Genomic DNA, 21,552 nt, shown 5'->3' with positions numbered 1-21,552 from the left:
CATAAATCAAATCAATTAGTATCGCTATTATTGCATTACTCACTGCAGTGATGGGGAGTCACAGTTTACTGGAATTTATTGCTCCTTTTGATGTACAGGAAGTCAAAGATGAATTCCAACCCTGTTAACTGATGGTAGGTCCATTACAATAGAGTCAATGTTTTACACTGAAAATCCAAACGTAGAGAAATGCTTCATGTTACTCTGGCTACTTTTATAGATAAATTTCATGTTAAGGAAATTCAAACTAAGTACGTTTAGAGTCCTTAGTTAAATTAGAAAAAATTGTTGTCATCACTAAGATTCACAGTTCGGCGGTAGCGTGATGCCATCCAGGGTTTTGTCAACATATAGAGTCCCTGATTGGTAGTAAGATTAAACCACTTATTGATGTGCCCCATGTCGGTGGGAGCCGGCAATTTCTCTTCTGTACCATAAAAGAACAAAAGTAGTTCTTTCATCATGCAGTCACTGAGAGGCTTTAAGTAGCTTAACGGATTAGCAAGCGCACCACAGTAATCTACTGGGTTACGATATTGCTCTCTATCGATATTATCCGAGATAATTGCAATCCCATAACGCACTTTGAATCTAAGGCTCTCCAGAGCCTCATTATCTGCGCGATTATCTAAATTTCGAGCTAGATCTTCTGCAAGTTCACGTGTTGGATTCGCATAAGTCACTGCAAGCTTCAATGGATTTTGTGTGTTTCTGGAGGCCATATATACAAAAGGTCGATATTCGATTGCCATTAGAGACTGTGCAGTTCCTTTGTCTTTTGTATCGAACCCCCATTTATTTAAAGGCCACATCCAAGAAGTGAGCATTAAATTCACGAGTACATCGCTATTATTTTGAAGAAAATCTTCAAGATCAGTATTTGTCTCGTAGAGGCCGGTACAGACTGGTACCGCATGCTCCTCCAGATAATCATTGTCTAAAATTTTACCAAGAAGGCTATCCGATTCGTGTAACACCTGTTTCGCTATGTTACGCACATAACTCATTAGCAATTGTTTCGGCCGCAGGGAAAGAATCGCGATTTTTTCGTTGTCTACAAATCCTGATGCGTTGGACTCTTCAGAAGTGGAAATCATGGTGTTTGAACTCCTGGATTATAGGAATTATCGGGGGCGGATTTGATATAAGAATCTAAGTCTTGGAGTGCTTCCTTACCTGCCGTTGGAGCACATTTATCGTACCCCAAAAAACCTTTGGCTAATTGTTGTGCGTCTTTTAATGAAGGCTCTCCCTCTAAGGGAATGTTTTTTGCTTCTTCCCTAAGCGGATGATGATATGGTACTTCTAGGCCTGAGCTTTCAGCGATGCTGGAGGGTGTATGCGGACTGATTTTTGAGTCTTTAGTAAGTAAACAATTTACCAAATCTCTAATTGTATTTTTGCTAGTCATGTTTAAGTCATAGCCTATCTACATCCACTATAAATTAAGGTATAGCATACCAAATATTATTTTTCCATTTCCCGTGCTGGCTCGTGATGTATCAAAAATAGGGTATAGGAGTTTTAAACCACCTATTCCCCAAATACAAATAAAGGTTGTATTTGATACGTCCAATGAGAAGGAAGGATCCCATCTCGAATAGATCGATGGATGTTTGCTAATGTGTGATTTTAAAGAAACTTTTAGATCAAAAATGAAGACGCGATTCCATTTTTTGCTCTAATTAAGTATTTATAACAAATTATCAAGTATTCACAATACAACAAATAAATTGCGGAGATACCAAGACATGGACTAGTGAAATTCATTTAACGCCGTCACAATTCTTTCTGTACGAGAATTTTCAGAAGCGTTCTGAATGGAATGTTCACCAGGAGTATTCGAAATAAACTTCTTGAAAAAACTAAAGCTGCTGTTATTCAGTGCATATTTATGTATATCTTTAACTAAAGTTACATTTTGCGCAGATACATCATCAAGATGAATATTAGCTAATCGCCAAGCTTCTGCTGCTCTTGTATTAGGATATTTCATGACGTAATCAACAATATGATCGTAAGACAGAATCATTTCTGGCTCATAAAATAGCCCTTTAGTTTTTAATGCATTACTTTGACCAGAATAGAGGGCATGATAAATTCTTCTAAAAGCTTCAACTTTCTTACCATCCTCAATTGAGCCAGCAATGGGATATAATCGTTGACCTAAAGGTATCGAATTTATTGTATAGCCTGCTAGTTTTAATATTTCAATAATGCCGCATAAATGGGCTATACCAACAGCAATAAATATTATGCCTAATTCTTGTTCTAAACATTTTTTAATGGATTCAGCTAATGTGGGATCTCTATCATAACTCAGTTCCTTATGATATTGATGCACCACACTTGGTGTATGTCTATCTTCTTGAGGATGGGCTTTAAAGAATTTCATATCTTGTTTTAAATAAGCTTCTTTCGATAAATTGAAAAGTGTTTGAGTCCTATGTAAGTTATTCGTAATATAGTTATAAAATTTATAGTGAAAAACAAAATCAAACTGCAATCCATACAATAAATGTATTTGTTTTTCCCAGTCTTCTAGATAAAGAACGCGTTTATCTTTTTTTTTAGCTGCAGAGATAAGTTGTAAATCTAATGGATTTATAAGTCGTGAAGAATGACTCCCAATACTTAATGCCAAAGCTTCCGGGATAAGAGGTTTACACTCCCCTGAAATAATTTCCAGATCACCTGTAGCATTTAGAGTCAACGGAGGTTGTTTAGCACTCCAAGTTTTAATAGCCTGCTTAATTTTTTCCTGATCAACGAGACTTGTATCTACCTCAAAGACACAGCAATTAGAGCTATCAAAGGCAACTTTTACTTCTAATGGTAAGGTTATAACTTCTTCATCATTAACATGCATTGTTCCGAAAAGATAACTTTTGCTACCATTAGGAGATATAATCTCATAAAGCATAATAATTCCTTTTACTTCAATATGAATACGCTGTTATTTACCTATTATCTAGTTTGACTAAATCATCCTAATTTTAATCAAATTTAATCCAAAAGATGCATGCTGGATAATTTATCGGAAGTATTTTGTATTGTCGATGATTTTTTTAAAGCATTTGAATACCTTTAATAGGATTATTAAAAAACAAAAGCTTTAGGAGCAATTCTGGCGTTTTATTTTAAATAACTGGTGATGTACTTTCGTGTAGGTCCGCCCCATCTCATAACTCAGTGCACAATGGGGTCGCATCTTGACTCTTGCTTTTTTTCAAGAGGTTATGAGGCGCAAGTCACTTTTGTTTGATATTCAATTTGGTTGGTTATGACATGATATTATTGAGCAAAAGGTAAGACGTGGCACTGCGACTGCGGACTAAAGATCCAGCAGAATCATTGGCTATCGTGGAGTAGTTTAGATACTGCGACTAATTATAGCATATGCAACATATTTGGTCTGAAAGTTCAAGAAACCATCTTATGACTATGCTATAATTATCCAAAGAATTGCCAGTCAATGGGGAAGGGTAGAATGTTTTTCGCTCGAGAACTCGAGAATATCGCTTGTCTAAGCCAAGATATACTAAAAGGAATTAAAGATTTAAAAGAAAATGATATTGTTTATTTTTCTCTTGGAGCAACACAGGATCAAGAGTTTATTCCCCCTAATCTTTTTAACGAAGCAGGAGAACACCGACAGGTGGTAGGGTTTTGTTTCAATAAGGATTCCAGTATTCTTCACAAAGTTCTCCCTCAGGATAAATCAAAAGCAAATTTTTCAGTTAATGCATATAAAGTGGATATTGCAAGTATTCCCCAACGATGGTTAGAGGCTTGGTTTAGAAAATTGGCGGAAAAGAAGGTTGTTACCGTGGTATATGATGGGGTAGGGATGTACAGTCTCTGTTTTAACTTTATACAAGCTGAACGAGCAGGTCTACAAAAAAATCCGGACTTTCAGTGCATTCATGCGGCAGTAGAACAACCAGCTCTCATAGACTCTAGAAAGTTTGATTTCTATGGTTCAATCACTGACGATAATAAGATTAAGCATGATTTCCTACCTGTAGTAATGGGTAACCAATCTCCAGTAACACGCGACGAATTTTGTGCTCGTTGTGAATTAATTTGCAAATATGATAAAAATTTAGCAGGGCTTGAGCGCACACATTTCTCTAGTATCTTTGAGAGCATAATAGCAGGAGGAAATCGTGAAGCTTTTTTTGAATTGCCGGTGGACCAGTTATTTCAATTAGATAAAGTTCTACGTATTGCAGATAAACCTTCTGAACATGTGATACATAATCTTTGGTGTGTAAATAAAGTTCTTGAACTGACTCGGGGAATAATGGAGGGTGAATCTAAAGAGAGTGATAGTGCTCCTCCCCCAATGAGCCCGTAGTATTAGCAGCTTTTCAAAGAGCCCCCAAAATCCCCACAATGGGCTTTAGAGGGTTGAGAGAATCAATTGTAACTTATTGAATTTAGAGAATGTCCTTATTGAGACATAGGTAACAAAATATTCCGGAGACATAGGTTACACTCATTGGCATTTCAGGAGAAGGGAATGCCTTGAAAGGAGTGTAATAAGGTGGATGAAAAGATAAAATTTGTAGCAAGATTATTAGATGGTGAACAAATGTCTTCTTTATGTCAGGAATTTGGTATTTCTCGAAAAACTGGATACAAGATCTATGATCGTTATAAGGAAAGTGGATTAGAAGGTTTAAACGGTACCTTATTTTTTTTAACAAGCGCTCATTTTAACAAGGCCAATCGATATTTTCCAATTTCGTGAAAACCAAGAGCTTGGTAAGCACATATAGCAGAATTATCATTGGTGAATAAAATTGCTCTTTTGACTTGTTGGGCAGCAGCTTGCTCTAAGCAAAGATATACCGTAATTCTAGCAAACCCTTTATTTCTTAAAGAAGGAGGAGTATAAACAGGACCAAGCTGTACAATATCGGGTAACTTGGCATTAAACCCACATAATGAAACAGGTATGTTATTTACAAATAAAACCCATCGATTTTGGCTAAGCTTTGTATCTTGAATTTCATCAATAATGGATTCTTCAAGTTTGGGATTATTCAGATCATCTCCAAGTGCTTCTATATGATAAGCGATAAGCCATTCTTTGATGACATCCATTTCACAATCTTGGAGTGTTTTTAGTGTGCAGTTATATGAGTCCATTGATTGAGGAATAATCATTTTGTCAAGATTGAGCAGGAATAGTTTTTCCTGATAATTAATAGCAAATTGTGATGATTGTAAGCCCAGCCTCTCAATGACAAAATTGGCTTGAGTGTCTTCACCCAGTATTCCACCAATTGGTCTTATTTTTTTAAGTTTAAATTCGTCTATCAAAGCTGATAATGCAGAGAAACTTTCAGCTTGCATCATTACATTACCATTCCAATAATGAACTAAAACACCATTAAGTTTGTTGTTTTCATAGGAACCATAATATTCTCCGTGAAATGGCACATCTTGGTAGGTTATTCCTGAGTGGTATAAATTATTCCTAATGAACATAGTCGTTTCTTGATAATGATTGAGATAGGATGACAATTCATCTATGTGCAATTCTTCTAGCTTTTTTATCGCAATCATTTTTTTCTCGGTATGATAAGTATTTAAGTTTAAAGCATATAATGCCATGCCTCTATGATCATAACCATGGCCAATCTATCTAATTCACAGTATCTCAACAAAGCATTTCTAATTTCTTCTCGTTCAAAATAACTCATATTCGTAAACTGTAATTTTTGAGATGTAAAGGTGAATAAGGTCAAATGCAAATCCATTTGATACAAATATTCTTTATTTATTTGTAATTAACGAATTATGTATCATTATTTAAATATGAATGAGTACTTCAATCTATTTAAGCCCGGAAAGAATATAAATCATGTATAACCGATTATTTTCTCCTACTAGTTCAGCACTAGGAGCCGCTTTGTTCTTTGGGGCTAGCACGCCATTTGCGAAACAACTTGTTGGGCAAATGTCACCTTTGTTGCTTGCCGGATTGTTATATGCTGGAAGTGGCATAGGATTACTATTCACACGTTTGGCCAAAGACCGTGGCTGGCGTCATTCTGGAATAGTAAAAGGAGATTGGATTTGGTTGCTAGGGGCCATAGGTTTTGGCGGAATATTAGGACCGATTCTGTTAATGTTTGGTTTACAACAAATAAGTGCAGCATCGGCATCGTTATTGTTAAATCTTGAAGCAGTGTTTACTGCTTTATTAGCATGGTTTGTTTTTAGGGAAAGCACCGCTTATCGAATTATGCTTGGCATGTTTCTAATTGTAGTAGGCGGTATTTTACTCTCTTGGCCCTATAGCAACACAACTCAAGAAAATATACTTGGAGCAGTTACAGTTACAGGTGCTTGCTTATGTTGGGGGATTGACAATAATCTTACTCGTAGGGTTTCTGCTGGTGATCCCTTTTTTATTGCAGGAAGCAAGGGCTTGGTCTCTGGAACCGTGAGCACAAGTCTTGCATTGAGTTTAGGTATGTCATTCCCTCATTGGTTGACTGGATGTTATGTACTCTTAATAGGCTTTATTGGTTACGGTGCCAGCCTTGTTCTCTTTGTTTTTGCATTGCGTGGCCTAGGTACTGCGCGAACAGGAGCCTATTTTTCAACAGCTCCCTTTATAGGAGCAGCAATTGCAATTTTGTTTTTTCATGAAACGACGTCTGTTTTATTTTGGATTGCGGCTACATTAATGGGGATTGGTATATGGTTACATCTTACAGAACACCATGAGCATGAACATACGCACGAACCTTTTGCTCATAGCCATAGTCATATTCATGATGACCATCACCAACATAAGCATGATTTTCCTTGGGATGGTAAGGAGCCACATATACACTATCATCGCCATGAATTTATGAAACACTCTCATCCTCATTATCCAGATATCCATCATAGACATAAGCATAAATGAGTTTCTTGGCAGCTAAAACAACTAAGCAGGTCGAATTAAATATCAAGAAAAAACATTGAATATAATTTATGCTCAGAGCTATTTTTAATTCTCATGAAAAAAGATGATAAGGATATTGCTCAATGAAAAGGGAAAAGCGGGTCTAAATCAGTTACGGCTTAGTCAGCGCTCAAAGATAGGGGAACGTGTTCATTATGTATTACTCTCTAATTCAGGAAAATCAGTATCTGAAATAGCCAACCATTTAAGCCGTAATGAACATACCATCAGACTGTGGCTCAAGCGTTATATAGAGAATGGACTGATGGGCTTAGAAACCCGAAAAAAGCCAGGCCGTCTTGCAAAGAAAGCGCCTTTGATTGAATCACATCTTCCAGAGCTTTTGAGCAAATCCCCGCAAGACTATGGTTATCAAGAGGCGGGTTGGCAGATAAACCTATTACAAGATTGGTTTATAAAGCAAGGAATACCTGCTTGTGATAAAACGATAATAAAGTCTATGAATAAGCTGGGATTTGTGTACAAACGTTTTTCAAAAACCATGCCGTTGAATATCCCATCACCTGCTGAAAAGAAAGCACGCATTAATGAAATTGTTGAAGACATTAGCCAAAACACACTATGGATATTGAAATATTGTTCGCTGATGAATCCCACTTTTCGAATCAACCTTATGTAAGCAGAGGTTGGTTTAAGCACGGTGAAAAAAAGTAGTCAATAACGTTAAAAACAGGTTAAGTAAAACGATTTTTGGTGCATTAAACATGCGAACAAACCGATTTTTATTGGAAACAAGCAGACAAGGGGGATAGCCAGCAATTTATTATATTCCTTCATCAGCTACATAAAGCTAATCCTGATAAAAAGTTAATGGTTATTCTTGATAATGGTTCCATTCATAAAAGCAAAAAAGTGCAAGCTTTTGGCAAAAAACATGATTGGATAGAGTTGTTTTTTCTTCCTGCCTATTTACCTGAATACAATCCAATTGAGCGCTTTTGGCATTGGCTCAAGCAGAAAGTTTATGGTTGTAAATCATTTACAACTATGGAGGAGCTTATACAGCAAATACATAAATTAATCTGGCATTTTCATGAAGGGAGAACGGTTTCTAAAATTCATTTCAATTACGATGCTTATTCTGATTTGTTATAGATTTTAATTCGACCTGCATATTAAGAGATCTCTTTACCAAGCTACATTTGTTGTCGAGATTCTGGATTTATTTGTTGTTTTTGGATGTGAATCAGTTTATGAACTTCATTATCAAATATTTCTTTTATCTTACTAACAGGCATTCCATAGGTTGGTGAAAGTTCAACTGATTTTGCAGAATGCATCTTACGTATTGCCATAATAGTATTAAATACCTCTTTGACTTCAATGTTATCTTCTGGAGAAATTTTATCCGCAATTATTAACTCTAGTGCTTTTATTGACCTGGAAGGTTCAAGATTTAATATATTGTTAAAAAGAGAAAAATCGGGCATAACAGGGGGCTCAAATTTTTGAAACATTAATACTGGCCAGTGATATGGTCGCTGAAATAGTTTCTGATATGGAATCTCAGGGAAATAAGACAGGTCCTCGTTTGTTATTGGTGCATCTTCTTTTTTTTCTTGCATTTATAACACCTAATAAAAATGTACTAATATTGATCAATGGTGATTCGAAATATATTTTTAATATTCTTCTCAACAAGCTTTAGCGATTTAATAAACAATTTTAAAACAAATTGTTATCGTCTCTAAACTTATTTTTCATGGAAATTAAAAATAACTCGGAGCATAAATTATATTCAATGTTTTTTCTAGATATTTAATTCGACCTGCTTACACAAAATCCCCACAACATTTTGTTGTGTTGTATTTCATCTTTAATCGGAATACGATTACATTTATCACTCTTATTAGATAGAGCCTTGTATTGGGTCTAAATGCCAAACAGACCTATTTTATCGACAAACGAGATTTTAGGCATCAGAAATGTGCAATAATGTCCATTGCTCCCAGTACAGTATAACGTTTGGTTGGTGGAATTCCTGCATTGACATTGCCATTGAATGCATTTCTATCAAGGGCATAGTCATAATCAATTTCTGGACGCAATTCGATTTGCGGTGATAACCAATGTTGCCAACCGAGCCCGAAATTAAGATAGCGAGTTTTTACACCAGTACGTTGGCCTTGTTTATCATCATAAAATTCTGGTCTAAAGGAAATATTATCAAGAGGAGAGAATTGATAATTAATGTAAGCTACGGTAGCTAAGACTGAAGCAGTACAAGTAAGTACCGATGTGCTATTACATTGTGCTGCATTTGGCGCATTAAACGGTATGTATTGAGGTGAAAAAGGGGTTCCTCCAGCGGCAATGGCAGCAGCCACAACAGGGTTGTTGATGTTAGCAACGTTGTTTTGATGGAGTGTATAAATTTCATAAGCAATATGCCAACGATCGTTGAATTTGTGGTAAAAAGTGAAGCCATACCACTGCAGATTATTGTAACCCCACACTCCATTATTGATGCCATCCATACAGGGATAGAATGTGTCTTTGCCATCGTTCCAAGTAAAACGAGCACAGGCAACAGCTGTTAATCTTGCTCCTGGGTCTTTCAGAAAGGTTGAATTCGGATATAAGGGGTTTGGAGCAGGATTATTCACTTTCTTCCCTATATTCCAAATCGCGGTATCAGTTCCTCCTACTAGACCTAATTGGAAAATGACATTTTTGGCAACTGCTAAACTCGCGACGACACCTTCGTTGGTGTAGTTATCAAAACTGTACGACATAGAATGTGAATACATATAATTATTGGGCGCGAGTTGTGCCTCGATATCAGGAATTGAAATATAGCGTCCAACTCGAAAAAGTAATCCTTGAGCCACTTTAGGAATATATAATTCACCATAAACCATGGGAAAGTCGTAGCCATAAACCGAGTTGTTATTTAAAAGCTGATAACTGGCAATCCCATATGCGGTAGTATAGCGGTAATTTTCCCCATAAATTCCTGATAGTCTAAAACCCCAATCGAGATGGCTTGTTTGAACCGTATCGGGAACGCGTTCGATATAGAGAACAGCTTGATCCAGTTCAACAGTATTGGGCGTATACATATAGGCCATAGGTGCATTGCCGCCTGGTTTTACAGTGTTGGTGCTTATGTTGCCTCCACCATTGACCCAACCATAAGCTTGAATATGATTTTTTTGTAACCATTTTCCAGCAGAGGTTTTAGCAATGCCAACCATGAATGGGCTATCAACGGAATTAGGTAGGCTGACCCCTAAAGATGTTGTAGCCCCATAAGGCCATTCTGTAAATGGCATAGGCGGGGTGGATTCCGGCGTGGCTGGCCAGCCGACTCTATGAGAGGGAGGTGCGTGAGGATCAGAAGGAGCTGCGGCATGTCCCATTTCCAATTTATAATAACGAAAAAAACGGGCAAAAAAATTCTCACCTAAATAACTGTCCAAACATGCGTAGTTGTCATAAGGATTGCATTTTGAGGTAGTTTGAGTTCTATCTTTTGCCCAAACAGAAATAGTAGTTGTAGTTAAAATGAAATAAAAGAATGTCCCTAAAAAAATAATTTTTTTCAAATTTAAAACTTCCTGTAAAAACTTAATAAATTAACAAAGCAACTTATTGAATAAAAGTTAAATCTTAGACAAAAATATTTGAATAAAGAACACCTCGAGGGTAATTTTTTTATGTTTCCCAAGTGGATGACCAATAGTCCCGCTGCTTCTGATCATTAAATATTATATAAAATAATATGTTATCTACTTCCTACTAACTGGTGTTGTAACTTTTGTGGGGAATATTCGACACAAAATCTCTGCAATATTTTAGACAAATGAAGGGTATAAATTGTAAGTTATTGATTTTTAAATATTTTGTTGGTGGGCCCACTAGGACTTGAACCTAGGACCAACGGATTATGAGTCTGTAAAATAGGGGTTTTAGCTACTTTTACCAACTTTGAATTTCTTTTAAAAACCCTTTAAAATCAACGTTATTAAGCCATTTTTAATTTTATTGACAAATATTTGGTTTTAAATAAACTGTCTACATGGTGTCTACATGGAATTTTAGGGGTAAAAATGGCAGTCACTGAAAAAGGTATTAAATTAACCAAAACCATCGTTGATAAACTCGAGCATATTCCCGGCAAAACCCAAACCTTTTATCGTGATAATGATTTAAAAGGTTTTGCTTTAAGAGTTACTTCTGGTGGTGTTAAAAGTTTCATCGTTGAAACCAGAATCAATGGCAAGGTAAAAAGAGTCACTTTAGGCAAATACGGCAATTTGACGGTTGAAGAAGCCAGAAAACAAGCCAAAAGTCTGTTGGGTAGTGTAGCCCGAGGCGATGATCCTATAGCGGAGAAGAAAACCAAGAAAGTTCACGCTATGACCCTACAGCAGGTATTGAATGACTACCTCAAAGCAAGAAAAGACTTAAAACCACGCACCTTAAACGATTATCAATGTGTGCTGCATGAAGTAGTACCTGATTGGCTTGATAAACCTCTGGTGAATATTACCCGCGAGATGATTGCCAAACGGCACACCAAACATGGCCAGGCAAACAGTAAAGCACGTGCAAATAATGCCATGAGAGTATTAAGAGCCATTTTTAATTACGCCATGTATGAATATCAAGATGGCAACGGACATCCAATTATTACTATTAACCCAGTCAAATACCTCTCGCATACCCGGGCATGGTATCGAGTAGATCGAAAACAAACAGTCATCAAGCCGCATCAATTATCTGACTGGTATAAAGCGGTCATTGTATTGGTTGAGACTGATAATTACCGCAATGCCTTATTGTGGCATGATTATTTTTTATTGCTCCTGTTCACCGGCATGCGAAAAATGGAAGCAGCTTCTTTACGTTGGGCGGATATTGATCTCAAATCCAAAACCATCACCTTGCAAGATACTAAAAACCACGAAATCCACACATTACCTATGTCTGATTTTGTTTATGAGTTAATGGAACGCAGGAGCCGGAATAAAACCAGTGAATTTGTATTTCCAGCGGAAAGTAAAACGGGCTATATCTATGAGCCTAAAAAGGCGGTGAATAGGGTGGTGGAGTTATCCGGTGTACCATTTACTTTGCATGATTTGAGAAGAACATTCGCCACTATTGCTGATAGTCTTGATTTACCTGCTTATGCGTTAAAAAGGTTACTCAATCATAAAATGAATAACGATGTAACAGCAGGGTATATCATGAAAGACGTTGAGCGATTAAGAAAACCCATGCAACAAGTGGCTAATTTTATACTTAAGCATATGATGGAGACTGCGGATATTAGTTAATCAAAAAAATTTAATCGCTTGCACCGTTGCTCTAGCAATTCGAGATATTTTTCCTGCATCGGTTGAGATAAAAAACTGAAACCAATCAGCTCTTGCCATTTTGGCATTACCTGATGGAACTCTTGTACGATCCCATCGATGACGTTCTGGTTTAATCCTAATTTTTCAATGGCAAAATATTTAAGAAAATCACTCTTTGTTAAATTATTTTTTTTTCCTTTTAGAGGTAAAGCCAGTTCTTCTTTGGTATTTTTTTGAGCGATGGTTGAGTTAAGTAAATCGTAGGCTGGTGACATGGAAATTTTTCTATCCTTAGTAATTAATGAAAAATTTTTTAGATGCATGTCTTCATTGCCGACCAAGAAGTTAAACAACGTCAACTTAAATAATTTCACGAATTCAATTTTTGGGAATGTACAAAACTGTTCTATGACTGCAATTACTTTTTCCATAGAGCTTTTATATTTTGTATGTCGATCTTCACCTGATAGCTGTGCAAAATCTTCTAAAGCTAACTTTTTATTATGGCCTATTCTATCAAAGCGTTTAATGAAGTAGGTCAAACTGTTGTCTTTAGAATAAACCAAACCATGAACCGGAACTTCGAGGCCAATGGCCTTTGCAAGGGTCATAGTAATGGCTTCATTTTCCGGCAATTCTGGGTAAATATCACTTTGTGGTTTTAAAATGTACTGACCCTTTTGATCAACGATTTCAAAACCTCCTTCCTTAATCTTTAGTTTGGCACTTAGTTTCTTTTGGACGCCTTGAATAGACATCTTTCCTACACGAGCAATTGCTTCCTGTCGCTGCTCATCAGCACTTAAATCTAATGGGCTAAGGTTTTTTAATTGAGGGGAAAGCAAATGCAATCCACGTTGAGAATAGTTTTCTTGGTCACTAATTACGTCATAAGTAATAGGGCAGCGTTTCATCTTAGTTCCTCAATAGTCACTGCGCCTACGACATCTTGGCCAACTAGTATCAATTGGCCAAAATAATCATTTTTATCGATTTTATATTTGCGTAATAATGCTTCAAGCATAATACCTTCAGGTAGCAATCCTTCAAAAAAAGGGGGAAATACGTCAAAATTATAGATCTTATTTGTTAACGGCATGGTGAGAGAAACAGGTGCCCCCTGATAATCATTAAGGTAAGTAAATTGATATTTTTTACCTTCTAACTCCTCTAATATTCCAGCTCTAATGCCATTGACTGATACGTATGCTTTTCTCATGTATTATTATCCGTTGTTTGAGGAAAAGGCGTTTCAAATTTCATTTGAATATTTAACACATCTAATACTTTTAGCAATGTATTTAGCCGCACCGATTCTTTCCCTTTTTCAATATCATAGATAACCGTCTTACCGACCCCAGCTAACCGAGCTAATTCCTGTTGCGATAAGCCGCTGTGTTTGCGGTAGTAATGGACTAAATTGGCAATTTCGTGTGTGGGCATGGAACACCAAAAATTAATTATATATTACTGTTATAGCAGTAAAAATGATAAATATAAATTTATTATTGCATTTCTTTGCATTAATTTACCATAAATTACTGTTATGGCGGTAAATTTGATTGATTTTCTGATTTTCCCATATTTATTTATTATAAATTCCCAAAAATTACTGTTATCGCGGTAAATTTGAGGGGTAATAACAAAAAGTCATGTTTAGCCTCAAAATACGTCCATTATGGATTAAAGGTTTGGCTAATATGGATTATAAGTTCGTCCAAAATGGATTATATGTCCGTCTAATATGGAATAGAGCTTCGTCCAAAATGGAATGTAAATGAATTTTTCCGATTTATTTAATGCTCATTGGTAGACATATAAAAATATCCGGGACTAATGGGACACGTGGGGCATCCAGGTCATTACTGGGCTAGACACGTCCCTAGCTTATTTGGAACTTTGGGACGTATGGGACACGGATAATTCCTGCGCTTAAGTAATAAAACTAAAAGTTATGATAAATTCGCGATTCGCGAATTTATGACATGTTATATTTCATTTTTAGTATCAATCAATATCCTTCGATAACACCTCTTTGAAATTGATCTTTTGTGCTTGACATTCTTTGAGGGAATACGAGATACTTTTTCCAAGCTTAAGGAGTAAGCCCGATGTTCCAACAAAATGTAGGCAGTTGGAAGTCAAAGGATTAGGAGAAAAGAATATCAATCAATTGTCCAGGGTGATACTGGATGATGCGTTGAGTTCTGTTCAAGGAAGATACATCTCGGCATTTGGCTGAGGTGTAAATAACTGAGGAATTTCCTATGACTTTAAAAAAACCATCCCGTTTACATCTATTAAACGAATTTGAATCTGCGCCACATTCTGCGCTTTTTAATCAACAAACCATTGCTGCGGTATTAAGCTGCTCCACCCAGTTACTTGAACGTAACCGTTGGGCGGGTGGTGGTGTTCCTTATTTGAAAATCGGTCGTAAGGTGTTGTACCGAAAAAGCGATGTGTTGAATTTTCTCCAACAACAAAAAATTTATTACTCAACCAGTGACGAAGGTCAGTTACAGCTCGTTGAGAATGCATAAATTTAAAATTTGTCAGAATGAATTGCTTCATTCCGATGGTTTTACTGTTGTTTGGAGAATAATGTATGTCACAAAATCATGTTATTGAATTACCGAATACATCAAAGCAGCGTCCAATTGTTTGTGACTATGCCGGTGGTCGCTTTCGATTAACTGCTGAGGGATTAACTTTTATCGGTATTGATAAGGACGGCAACCTATTACCACCTCGGTGGATATGTGCGCCATTGCATGTTGTTGCAAAGACCCGAGATGCCCAAAGTGGTGAATGGGGGCGTTTGCTGGAATGGCAGGATGATGACGGAATAACTCATCAGTGGGCGATGCCACTTGCTTTGTTGCAGGGTGATGCCTCCGATGTGAGGCGAGAGTTGGCAAGATTAGGATTGAGTATTTCGCCTAATAGGATTGCTCGCGATTTGTTAGCCTCCTATTTACAAGTTTTTCCAGTAGACGCACGTGCACGGTGTGTTGATAAACTGGGTTGGCATGGTGATGTCTTTGTAACTGCTTCCCAATGTATTGGGCAATCAACAGAGAAGATTGTCTTCCAGAATACCAATGCCATTGAACCAGCAGCGTCTATCAAGGGAAGCGTTGAAGAGTGGCGAGACTCAATAGGTCCGCTGGCATCAGGCAACTCAAGATTAGTGTTTGCCATTTCAGTAGCCTTAGCACCTGTACTGTCAAAAATTGTAGGTGAAGATTCGGGCGGTTTTCATTTCAGAGGTGCGTCCTCATCAGGAAAAAGTACTGCATTGAGTCTGGCAGCCTCGGTTTGGGGAAACCCACAATCCTATTGCCGTTTATGGCGCAGCACCACCAATGGGCTTGAAGGCTTGGCGTCATTACATAATGATGGGTTGCTGATTCTTGATGAACTCAGCCAAATGGATCCCAGGGAAGTAGGGGAGGCGGCTTATTTGCTGGCTAACGGTCAAGGAAAAACACGTGCCTCTCGTACAGGCACAGTCAGACAATCTTCCCGATGGTCTTTATTCTTCTTATCTGCTGGTGAAGAGTCTTTGACAGCACTCATGGCAAAATCAGGACAACGCATAAACGCAGGTCAGGAAATCAGGCTTGCTGATATTGAGGCCGATGCAGGTTGTGAGATGGGGATTTTTGAAACAATTCATGATCAACTAAGCCCCGCCAGCATGGCATTATCTCTTAAGAAATATAGCAGCCGATATCATGGTGCAATCGGTATGGCGTGGTTGAATCAAGTGGTTGCCAACCGGCAAACAATCAGCCGATATATTACCGACACTATTCAAACCTTTGTTGATGCAGTTATTCAACCCGATGCAACAGGGCAGATAATCCGTGTTGCCAGACGCTTTGCACTGGTTGCTGCTGCCGGAGAACTAGCCAGTCATTTTGGACTGACTGGGTGGCAAAAAGGTGAATCGTTCCAACAAGCTGCGAAGACTTGCTTTATTGCATGGGAGGATGCTTTTGGGGCTGATGGTCATCACGAAGATCGCGCCATTATGGCGCAAGTACGCGCTTTCTTTGAATCTCATGGTGCCAGCCGATTTGATAATGCCAACTCACCCAACAATGACAAGATCCTCAATCGAGCAGGATTTTATCATACAGATGGGGAAGGGTTTCGAATCTACATGGTATTAACCGAGACGTACAAAAATGAACTGTGCAAAGGCTTTGATCAACGCACAGTGACAAGGGTTTTATTACAAGCTGGTTGGCTCAAACCAGCACCTGATGGTAAAGCCTCGCACAAGCCAAGAATCAAAGGAGTTGGAACCCCAAGACTGTATGTTTTTACTGGTAAGATTTGGGGATGTGAATAAAAATTGATTATAAAAATGCTTTTTACGTTGAGCACCGAAGGTGCGAATAAGACTCGTGAAGTTTAGTAACCAGCTTGCTGGTTAGCTAACTTCACCTATCTTGCCCTGTATTTTGAAATTTATTTTGGAACCTTCATTTGGTAATTATTCGTAATTGTTCGTTATATAACGATTAAAAACGAAAATAATCATGAATAAACAAAAATAAATAATAAATTACCGAAAGTTACCAAAAAGGACTTTGCCAGTGACCAAAAAGGTCGAAAATAAATAGAAATAAACGATAAAACTCAAAGGATTGAATAACCAGTAATATGGAGAGTAGATTATGAAAAAATCCTTAACAGAAAACATAATGACGTCTAAACAGAGCCAACAAAGAACGTACTCCAGAAAAAATAAAGTGGCATTCCTGGTTATGCGCGAAGACATATCCGAAGCCTTGGAAAAGGGATGGTCTATTACGGTCATATGGGAAACTCTTAGAGATGAAGGAAGCTTTACTGCAACTTACAATACATTCAGGTTATACGTATTGAAATACCTGAATGGTCAAAAGTCCGGTTATTCGCAAAAGGAATCTGGTGAAGTTCGAACTAAGAACCCAGCTGTAAACTCCAGTGAGAAAAAGGATATCTCTTTCCCCATATTTAAATATAACCCTATTCCAAATATAAAAGATTTATTGTGAACGCTTGGCTTTGCGCTAGACGAACAGTGTTTTTATTAATAGAAAGAAACAATTTTTTGTCCCTTACGCCCCACCTTCAAATTTGAGGGTGGGGACGCATTTAATCCTTTATTTAGGTGGCTACCCACTTGTCCCGTTTGTCCCCTGTATTTTTTATATGTATGCAAATAAACTATTATTTTTTTAGGAATGATAGTTTGATTTCCCTGTTTGCAAGCAAACAGGGAAACCGCTTAAATATTTATTACGTGTTGTAATAAATGAACTGTTAATAAAAATATTGATGGTTAAGGGAAATATATGAATAACCCAGATAGTTTTAGTGAGGCATGGCTTCCTCAGCCAGAATGTAGGCTTTTAAAGCAAATGTATGGTATCGCTGGTGATGGTCTTCAGTATCTTTATTACAAAAGGTGGTTTAATGAGAATGAACAGTACATTTAACAGATAGACTCTGGATGGTATACATACACTGTAAATGGTTATTATGACTTATCTTTGCGCAATTGGTGTATGTTATTTGGAACTTATGATGAACCAACCCATTATCATAAATTATTGGATTACACTGGTATTAAAAGTAATTTACAAACAATATACTTGGGTGAGGAAATTGACAAGAATAAGCTTCGAGAGAAACTATTAGAGTCAATGAGCATATCTTTTGAAGATTTCTGCGCCTATCAAAAGTGCCTAGTGAAATATAGAAATAAATATTTATCCCATAGAGAGCATCATCCAAATCAGATTAAAGATGGTGATTTAACTTACCCTCGTTTAGATATTGCGAGGCAATCACTCCTTTCAATATTTTTTATATTAATTCAGATATTAAGAGAATACCCAAACACGAGCACTAAAGATAATAAATATTTCTGTGAATATAAGAATTTTAATTCGATAGATGCAATTGAAGAATATTCTACAAAAATCTATCCTGAAAAATTGCTTTGTATAAAAAAGTAAATGCTTGTAATCAGAAAGTCCGGATGAAGTTAAACGAAATCTGGGATGTTCGAAGCCCAATATCCCGGATTACGGCTGCGCCTGCATCCGGGCTACGCTAACTGATTTGTTTGGCATTTAGTTTGTTCAATATGAAATTGGCAGGTGAGCCTTCAATAGATTTACAAAAATGTTGTATATTTTTATTGAAAGTCTCACTATCATTAATTAAATGTTTTTTGAACTTTTCCAATGACTCCTTGATACGATCATCTTCTAATGCTATGGTTTCTATTTTGTTTACATCAATTCCATCACTTAAAAATGCCAAGTAAATATCAAAGGAATCCCTTTCTCTCTTTTGCTTTTGACAACTATCCATTTTTGTAATAAACATACCCAAAAAAGACACCAATTTAAAAACCTCGCCAGATTGCGAAAATTCATCAAAAAGACCTTCTCTAAATAATATTTCAGAATTCGGCAGGACTATAGACATCATTTTTTTTAGTTCTGTTTCAGAGTTATTTAAAGGTACATCCAGCTCTAAATGATCCACAAACATCCCAATTTGGTCTGAACATTCAGTCATGTTAGGGTGAAGAATATCTACGTTATAGATAAATCGCTTGCCATTTATCTCTTTTGGTTTTAGTAGTTGAAAGGGATGTTTAGCAGAAGGCATAAAGCCTTTGCTAATAAAGGATTTAATCACATTTTGTAAATACCCTGACTTGTATGATTCTTTGAACAATATATCAACATCTAGAGTTCCTGGATGCTTTATACTTGAAGTATTCCTTAATACTGGGCACCAGCCCCCAATTACCATATATTCAAGATCAGGAAAACTTGAAAGTATTTCTATTGTGTCTTTAAGTAAAGCCAATGCTCCATCATTTATAGACTTGATAATATTACTCCTTAAGTTAGTTGTATGCCTAACATATGAAATGAGCGAATAAATTGTTCGCAGGGTAATTTATTCGCTCATCTGATTCGATATATACCTTATTATATGGAAATATAAGTTTCATTTTTGTTTATATAATATTCATAGTGTTATCTATCGTAAACATCGAGCTTTTGTCATATTTACAATCAAGTAGGCGTAACAACTGTCCTGAGTTTTTAATTCAGGACAGTTGCTACTTGCTTCAATATAATTAATTTTTTACTTTAAATTTAATTTAAATTTAATTGCCTCTGATTGAAATATTTTTTGAAATTCATCCGAGGAGAATCCTAATTTTGAAAAAATTAAAAAGCATAATAGAACATCCATTTTGAAACAAAGTTCTAACAAATTGTTTTCATAAGATTTTTTTATATTTTTAGCATCTATATGGGTTAAGTTATTTCTTGTTCGAACAATTCTAGTTATTAAATTGTCACATTCTTCATTATCTTTTAAATATACTTTAAATGGCTCGATTAATTGGTTGAGCCTTTGCTTGAAAGTTATGTCATTCATATGAGATATTACATCTTTTAACCATACTTGATGGATATTATTTCCCTCTATAGTACACCATTCTAACATATGAGTTTTTAAAGTTTTAAATTGCACAGGGTCCATATAAGTTTGATTTTTTTTCTCTAGATCAATACGATGAAATGCCTCTAAAGATTGTGCTAATGCGAGGAACTTAGTTTCAAGCACATGATATTGTTCACTCAAGTATGATAAATACAAATAAAAAATAGGGTGATGAGTTTCATAGAGATCTATGAAGTTTTTCAAAATTAGTAAAAAATTCTCAAAATCATAAAATTCTAAAAATTCACTAGATTGAAAATCTTTATTCTTATCAAAGATAGTTGATTGGTGGTAAACAAGTACCTTACACTTGTTTTCATCAACCATACTTATTTTTTTTAAATTTACTATTTGATTCAATATCAGAATAAAAAAGTATTCAACTATTTTTATTTTTTTATAAAATTCCTCTTGTGTGAATGGAGTTGAGCTAATTAATACAAAACTAGTGTTATTTTTATTTACTTTTAGGGTTAATAAAGTGTCATCGTTTATTTTAATTGAAGTTGTGATTTTTTTATTGAACCATTTGTAAAGTGAAATAAACCTAAATGTCCCTTCGATTAAATTAATTTTACCAGCAGTTAGATAATGTTTACCAAATAGTGCTTCATGAACATGTAGTTCAAATTGTTTATCCAAAGGATATAAAAAAGGGTATCTTCTATAATAGGAGTTAATAAGACTTACTGGCCTATTATCTATTAGGCCGTGTATAACATCAAAATTATCTTCGGAATTTCCAAGCGGTTTTTCCATTAATAATTTAATTCTTCCTCCATCAGTTATTATTAAATTCCCTTCGAATTTATTTTCATTCATGGGCAACCAAAATAATCCCTTGTGTATTATTTTTTTAAGAATTCTCATTTTAACTCCTAAAATGATTTCACTTAGTATAGTATGTCTTGATTAGGATTGGAGCATTTTGATATGCCCAAGCCAGTCAGCATATACCCAACAAACACAATGCAAGAACTGTTACCATGTACTTAGTCGAATGCTCACCCAATCTGACAAGAGTTTGATGAATTCCAATCTTGATATTAAAATATATATGAAGATATCGTTATGAGTTATTTTCAGGATTGAAATCTTTAGGGAGTTGATACCATTTCCCTCTTTTTTTTCGAACCAAGCGATGGATAGTTAAGGTGTCTGGGTTTTGAGGGTCAAAATCTACTTTTTCTCTTGGTATTGGCTCTGCATTAATCATGCTCTGAATTTCTTCGAGTATTTTTGGATTAATTTCATTGATAGGTTTCTGGGTACGCCAATCGGAAAAATATCTATCCCAAATTTTGCTAATTAGAAAACTGTCTTCTTTTGGTGGTGTTTTCGCAAAAGAGATAATTCCTTTCTCCTTTTCTTCAGGGGCAAAATTATCAAAATACTGGTCAATTTGTTTTAAACCTTCTTTTAATTCAGTTCCTCGAACAAACAACTGGTTGTCTTTCAAAAATAACGGTGCACATCTTTCGTGAAGCTTATCTTGAGAAACAAAAAAGTCACAAAATGGAAGATAGTTAAGGTATGCCATATCCATTAAATGTGAGTTTCTCTCTCCCGATTCTAGGTTTGATGCTATTAAAATGTAAAAGAACAGTTCCACCGTTGCTACATAAGCTGCATAAGGGGCATAACGACTAAGTGGCATATTGCCCGAACTATTCCAGCGAGCAAATATTTGATGCATGTATGATTTTGGTGTTCTTA

Annotated in this window: 22 protein-coding genes and 1 pseudogene; 11 read left to right on the top strand and 12 right to left on the bottom strand. The window is 36.1% G+C overall.

The window, feature by feature from the left end; genetic code table 11:
• Positions 1-275: 275 nt before the first annotated feature.
• From Lstg_RS16560 to Lstg_RS16550, 3 genes are all read right to left on the bottom strand, one after another.
• Positions 276-1,097 (bottom strand): hypothetical protein, encoded by an 822-nt coding sequence (locus Lstg_RS16560; RefSeq protein WP_058478718.1) that lies wholly within the window; start codon positions 1,095-1,097, stop codon positions 276-278.
• Positions 1,094-1,411: a hypothetical protein gene (locus tag Lstg_RS16555; RefSeq protein ID WP_058478717.1), complete on the bottom strand. Its 318-nt coding sequence runs from the start codon at positions 1,409-1,411 to the stop codon at positions 1,094-1,096. Before Lstg_RS16555 ends, Lstg_RS16560 begins: the two co-directional genes overlap by 4 nt.
• A gap of 345 nt (positions 1,412-1,756) precedes the next feature.
• Entirely contained in the window at positions 1,757-2,923 is a 1,167-nt protein-coding gene (locus Lstg_RS16550) for a TraB/GumN family protein (protein ID WP_058478716.1), read from the bottom strand.
• A gap of 567 nt (positions 2,924-3,490) precedes the next feature.
• Here Lstg_RS16550 and Lstg_RS16545 point away from each other — a divergent pair.
• Together Lstg_RS16545 and Lstg_RS18065 are read left to right on the top strand one after the other, a co-directional pair.
• Positions 3,491-4,360, top strand: a complete 870-nt coding sequence (locus Lstg_RS16545; protein ID WP_133129190.1) for a hypothetical protein — start codon at positions 3,491-3,493, stop codon at positions 4,358-4,360.
• A 189-nt stretch (positions 4,361-4,549) separates the two neighbouring features.
• The gene (locus tag Lstg_RS18065) at positions 4,550-4,756 is read left to right on the top strand and encodes a helix-turn-helix domain-containing protein (protein ID WP_058478714.1); all 207 of its coding nucleotides are present in this window, start codon (positions 4,550-4,552) and stop codon (positions 4,754-4,756) included.
• On the opposite strand, the gene Lstg_RS16535 is transcribed toward Lstg_RS18065, so the two are convergent.
• Positions 4,717-5,625, bottom strand: a complete 909-nt coding sequence (locus Lstg_RS16535; protein WP_238585470.1) for a GNAT family N-acetyltransferase — start codon at positions 5,623-5,625, stop codon at positions 4,717-4,719. The genes Lstg_RS18065 and Lstg_RS16535 overlap by 40 nt on opposite strands.
• A gap of 250 nt (positions 5,626-5,875) precedes the next feature.
• Between Lstg_RS16535 and Lstg_RS16530 the strand changes: the two genes are divergently transcribed.
• From Lstg_RS16530 to Lstg_RS16520, 3 genes and pseudogenes are all read left to right on the top strand, one after another.
• Positions 5,876-6,931, top strand: coding sequence for a DMT family transporter (locus Lstg_RS16530; RefSeq protein WP_058478713.1), 1,056 nt, complete (start codon positions 5,876-5,878; stop codon positions 6,929-6,931).
• Between the two features lie 103 nt (positions 6,932-7,034).
• Positions 7,035-7,610, top strand: coding sequence for a helix-turn-helix domain-containing protein (locus Lstg_RS16525; RefSeq protein WP_058478712.1), 576 nt, complete (start codon positions 7,035-7,037; stop codon positions 7,608-7,610).
• A 107-nt stretch (positions 7,611-7,717) separates the two neighbouring features.
• Positions 7,718-8,086: pseudogene (locus tag Lstg_RS16520) on the top strand (IS630 family transposase); the annotation flags it as partial.
• A gap of 41 nt (positions 8,087-8,127) precedes the next feature.
• Here the strand turns inward: Lstg_RS16520 and Lstg_RS16515 are convergent.
• Positions 8,128-8,556 carry a hypothetical protein gene (locus Lstg_RS16515; protein ID WP_058478710.1) on the bottom strand — a complete coding sequence of 143 codons (429 nt, stop codon included), beginning with the start codon at positions 8,554-8,556 and terminating at the stop codon, positions 8,128-8,130.
• A gap of 354 nt (positions 8,557-8,910) precedes the next feature.
• Positions 8,911-10,539 (bottom strand): outer membrane beta-barrel protein, encoded by a 1,629-nt coding sequence (locus Lstg_RS16510; protein ID WP_058478709.1) that lies wholly within the window; start codon positions 10,537-10,539, stop codon positions 8,911-8,913.
• Between the two features lie 504 nt (positions 10,540-11,043).
• Between Lstg_RS16510 and Lstg_RS16505 the strand changes: the two genes are divergently transcribed.
• On the top strand, positions 11,044-12,276 hold the full coding sequence (locus Lstg_RS16505; RefSeq protein ID WP_058478708.1) for a tyrosine-type recombinase/integrase: 1,233 nt from the start codon (positions 11,044-11,046) through the stop codon (positions 12,274-12,276).
• Here Lstg_RS16505 and Lstg_RS16500 read toward each other — a convergent pair.
• The 3 genes from Lstg_RS16500 to Lstg_RS16490 are packed head-to-tail and all read right to left on the bottom strand — an operon-like array spanning position 12,273 to position 13,740.
• A complete protein-coding gene (locus Lstg_RS16500) occupies positions 12,273-13,211 on the bottom strand; it encodes a lpg2370 family Dot/Icm T4SS effector (protein WP_058478707.1) in 939 nt (312 codons plus the stop codon). The genes Lstg_RS16505 and Lstg_RS16500 overlap by 4 nt on opposite strands.
• On the bottom strand, positions 13,208-13,516 hold the full coding sequence (locus Lstg_RS16495; RefSeq protein WP_058478706.1) for a HipA N-terminal domain-containing protein: 309 nt from the start codon (positions 13,514-13,516) through the stop codon (positions 13,208-13,210). The genes Lstg_RS16500 and Lstg_RS16495 overlap by 4 nt, the downstream gene beginning before the upstream one ends.
• On the bottom strand, positions 13,513-13,740 hold the full coding sequence (locus Lstg_RS16490) for a helix-turn-helix transcriptional regulator (protein WP_058478705.1): 228 nt from the start codon (positions 13,738-13,740) through the stop codon (positions 13,513-13,515). Before Lstg_RS16490 ends, Lstg_RS16495 begins: the two co-directional genes overlap by 4 nt.
• A gap of 824 nt (positions 13,741-14,564) precedes the next feature.
• Between Lstg_RS16490 and Lstg_RS16485 the strand changes: the two genes are divergently transcribed.
• The 5 genes from Lstg_RS16485 (at position 14,565) to Lstg_RS16470 (ending at position 18,317) form a co-directional block, all read left to right on the top strand.
• Positions 14,565-14,840, top strand: coding sequence for a MerR family transcriptional regulator (locus Lstg_RS16485; protein ID WP_058478704.1), 276 nt, complete (start codon positions 14,565-14,567; stop codon positions 14,838-14,840).
• 65 nt (positions 14,841-14,905) lie between these two features.
• Positions 14,906-16,660, top strand: coding sequence for a DUF927 domain-containing protein (locus Lstg_RS16480; protein WP_058478703.1), 1,755 nt, complete (start codon positions 14,906-14,908; stop codon positions 16,658-16,660).
• Positions 16,661-16,988: 328 nt separating this feature from the next.
• Positions 16,989-17,351 (top strand): TraK family protein, encoded by a 363-nt coding sequence (locus Lstg_RS16475; RefSeq protein WP_058478702.1) that lies wholly within the window; start codon positions 16,989-16,991, stop codon positions 17,349-17,351.
• 300 nt (positions 17,352-17,651) lie between these two features.
• Positions 17,652-17,795 (top strand): hypothetical protein, encoded by a 144-nt coding sequence (locus Lstg_RS17785; protein WP_156413876.1) that lies wholly within the window; start codon positions 17,652-17,654, stop codon positions 17,793-17,795.
• 69 nt (positions 17,796-17,864) lie between these two features.
• On the top strand, positions 17,865-18,317 hold the full coding sequence (locus tag Lstg_RS16470; protein ID WP_058478701.1) for a hypothetical protein: 453 nt from the start codon (positions 17,865-17,867) through the stop codon (positions 18,315-18,317).
• A gap of 97 nt (positions 18,318-18,414) precedes the next feature.
• Here the strand turns inward: Lstg_RS16470 and Lstg_RS16465 are convergent, their stop codons facing one another.
• The 3 genes from Lstg_RS16465 to Lstg_RS16455 form a co-directional block, all read right to left on the bottom strand.
• Positions 18,415-19,185 (bottom strand): hypothetical protein, encoded by a 771-nt coding sequence (locus Lstg_RS16465; RefSeq protein ID WP_058478700.1) that lies wholly within the window; start codon positions 19,183-19,185, stop codon positions 18,415-18,417.
• A gap of 285 nt (positions 19,186-19,470) precedes the next feature.
• Complete coding sequence (locus Lstg_RS16460; protein ID WP_058478699.1) at positions 19,471-20,706, bottom strand: HEPN domain-containing protein; 1,236 nt, start codon at positions 20,704-20,706, stop codon at positions 19,471-19,473.
• A gap of 199 nt (positions 20,707-20,905) precedes the next feature.
• On the bottom strand, positions 20,906-21,552 hold a 647-nt coding region (locus tag Lstg_RS16455), incomplete at its 5' end, for a hypothetical protein (protein WP_238585469.1).

Origin of the sequence: Legionella steigerwaltii (assembly GCF_001468065.1) — a bacterium.
In the GTDB taxonomy this organism is placed as follows: Bacteria; Pseudomonadota; Gammaproteobacteria; order Legionellales; family Legionellaceae; genus Legionella; species Legionella steigerwaltii.
This window is presented reverse-complemented; position numbering and strand designations above follow the sequence as displayed.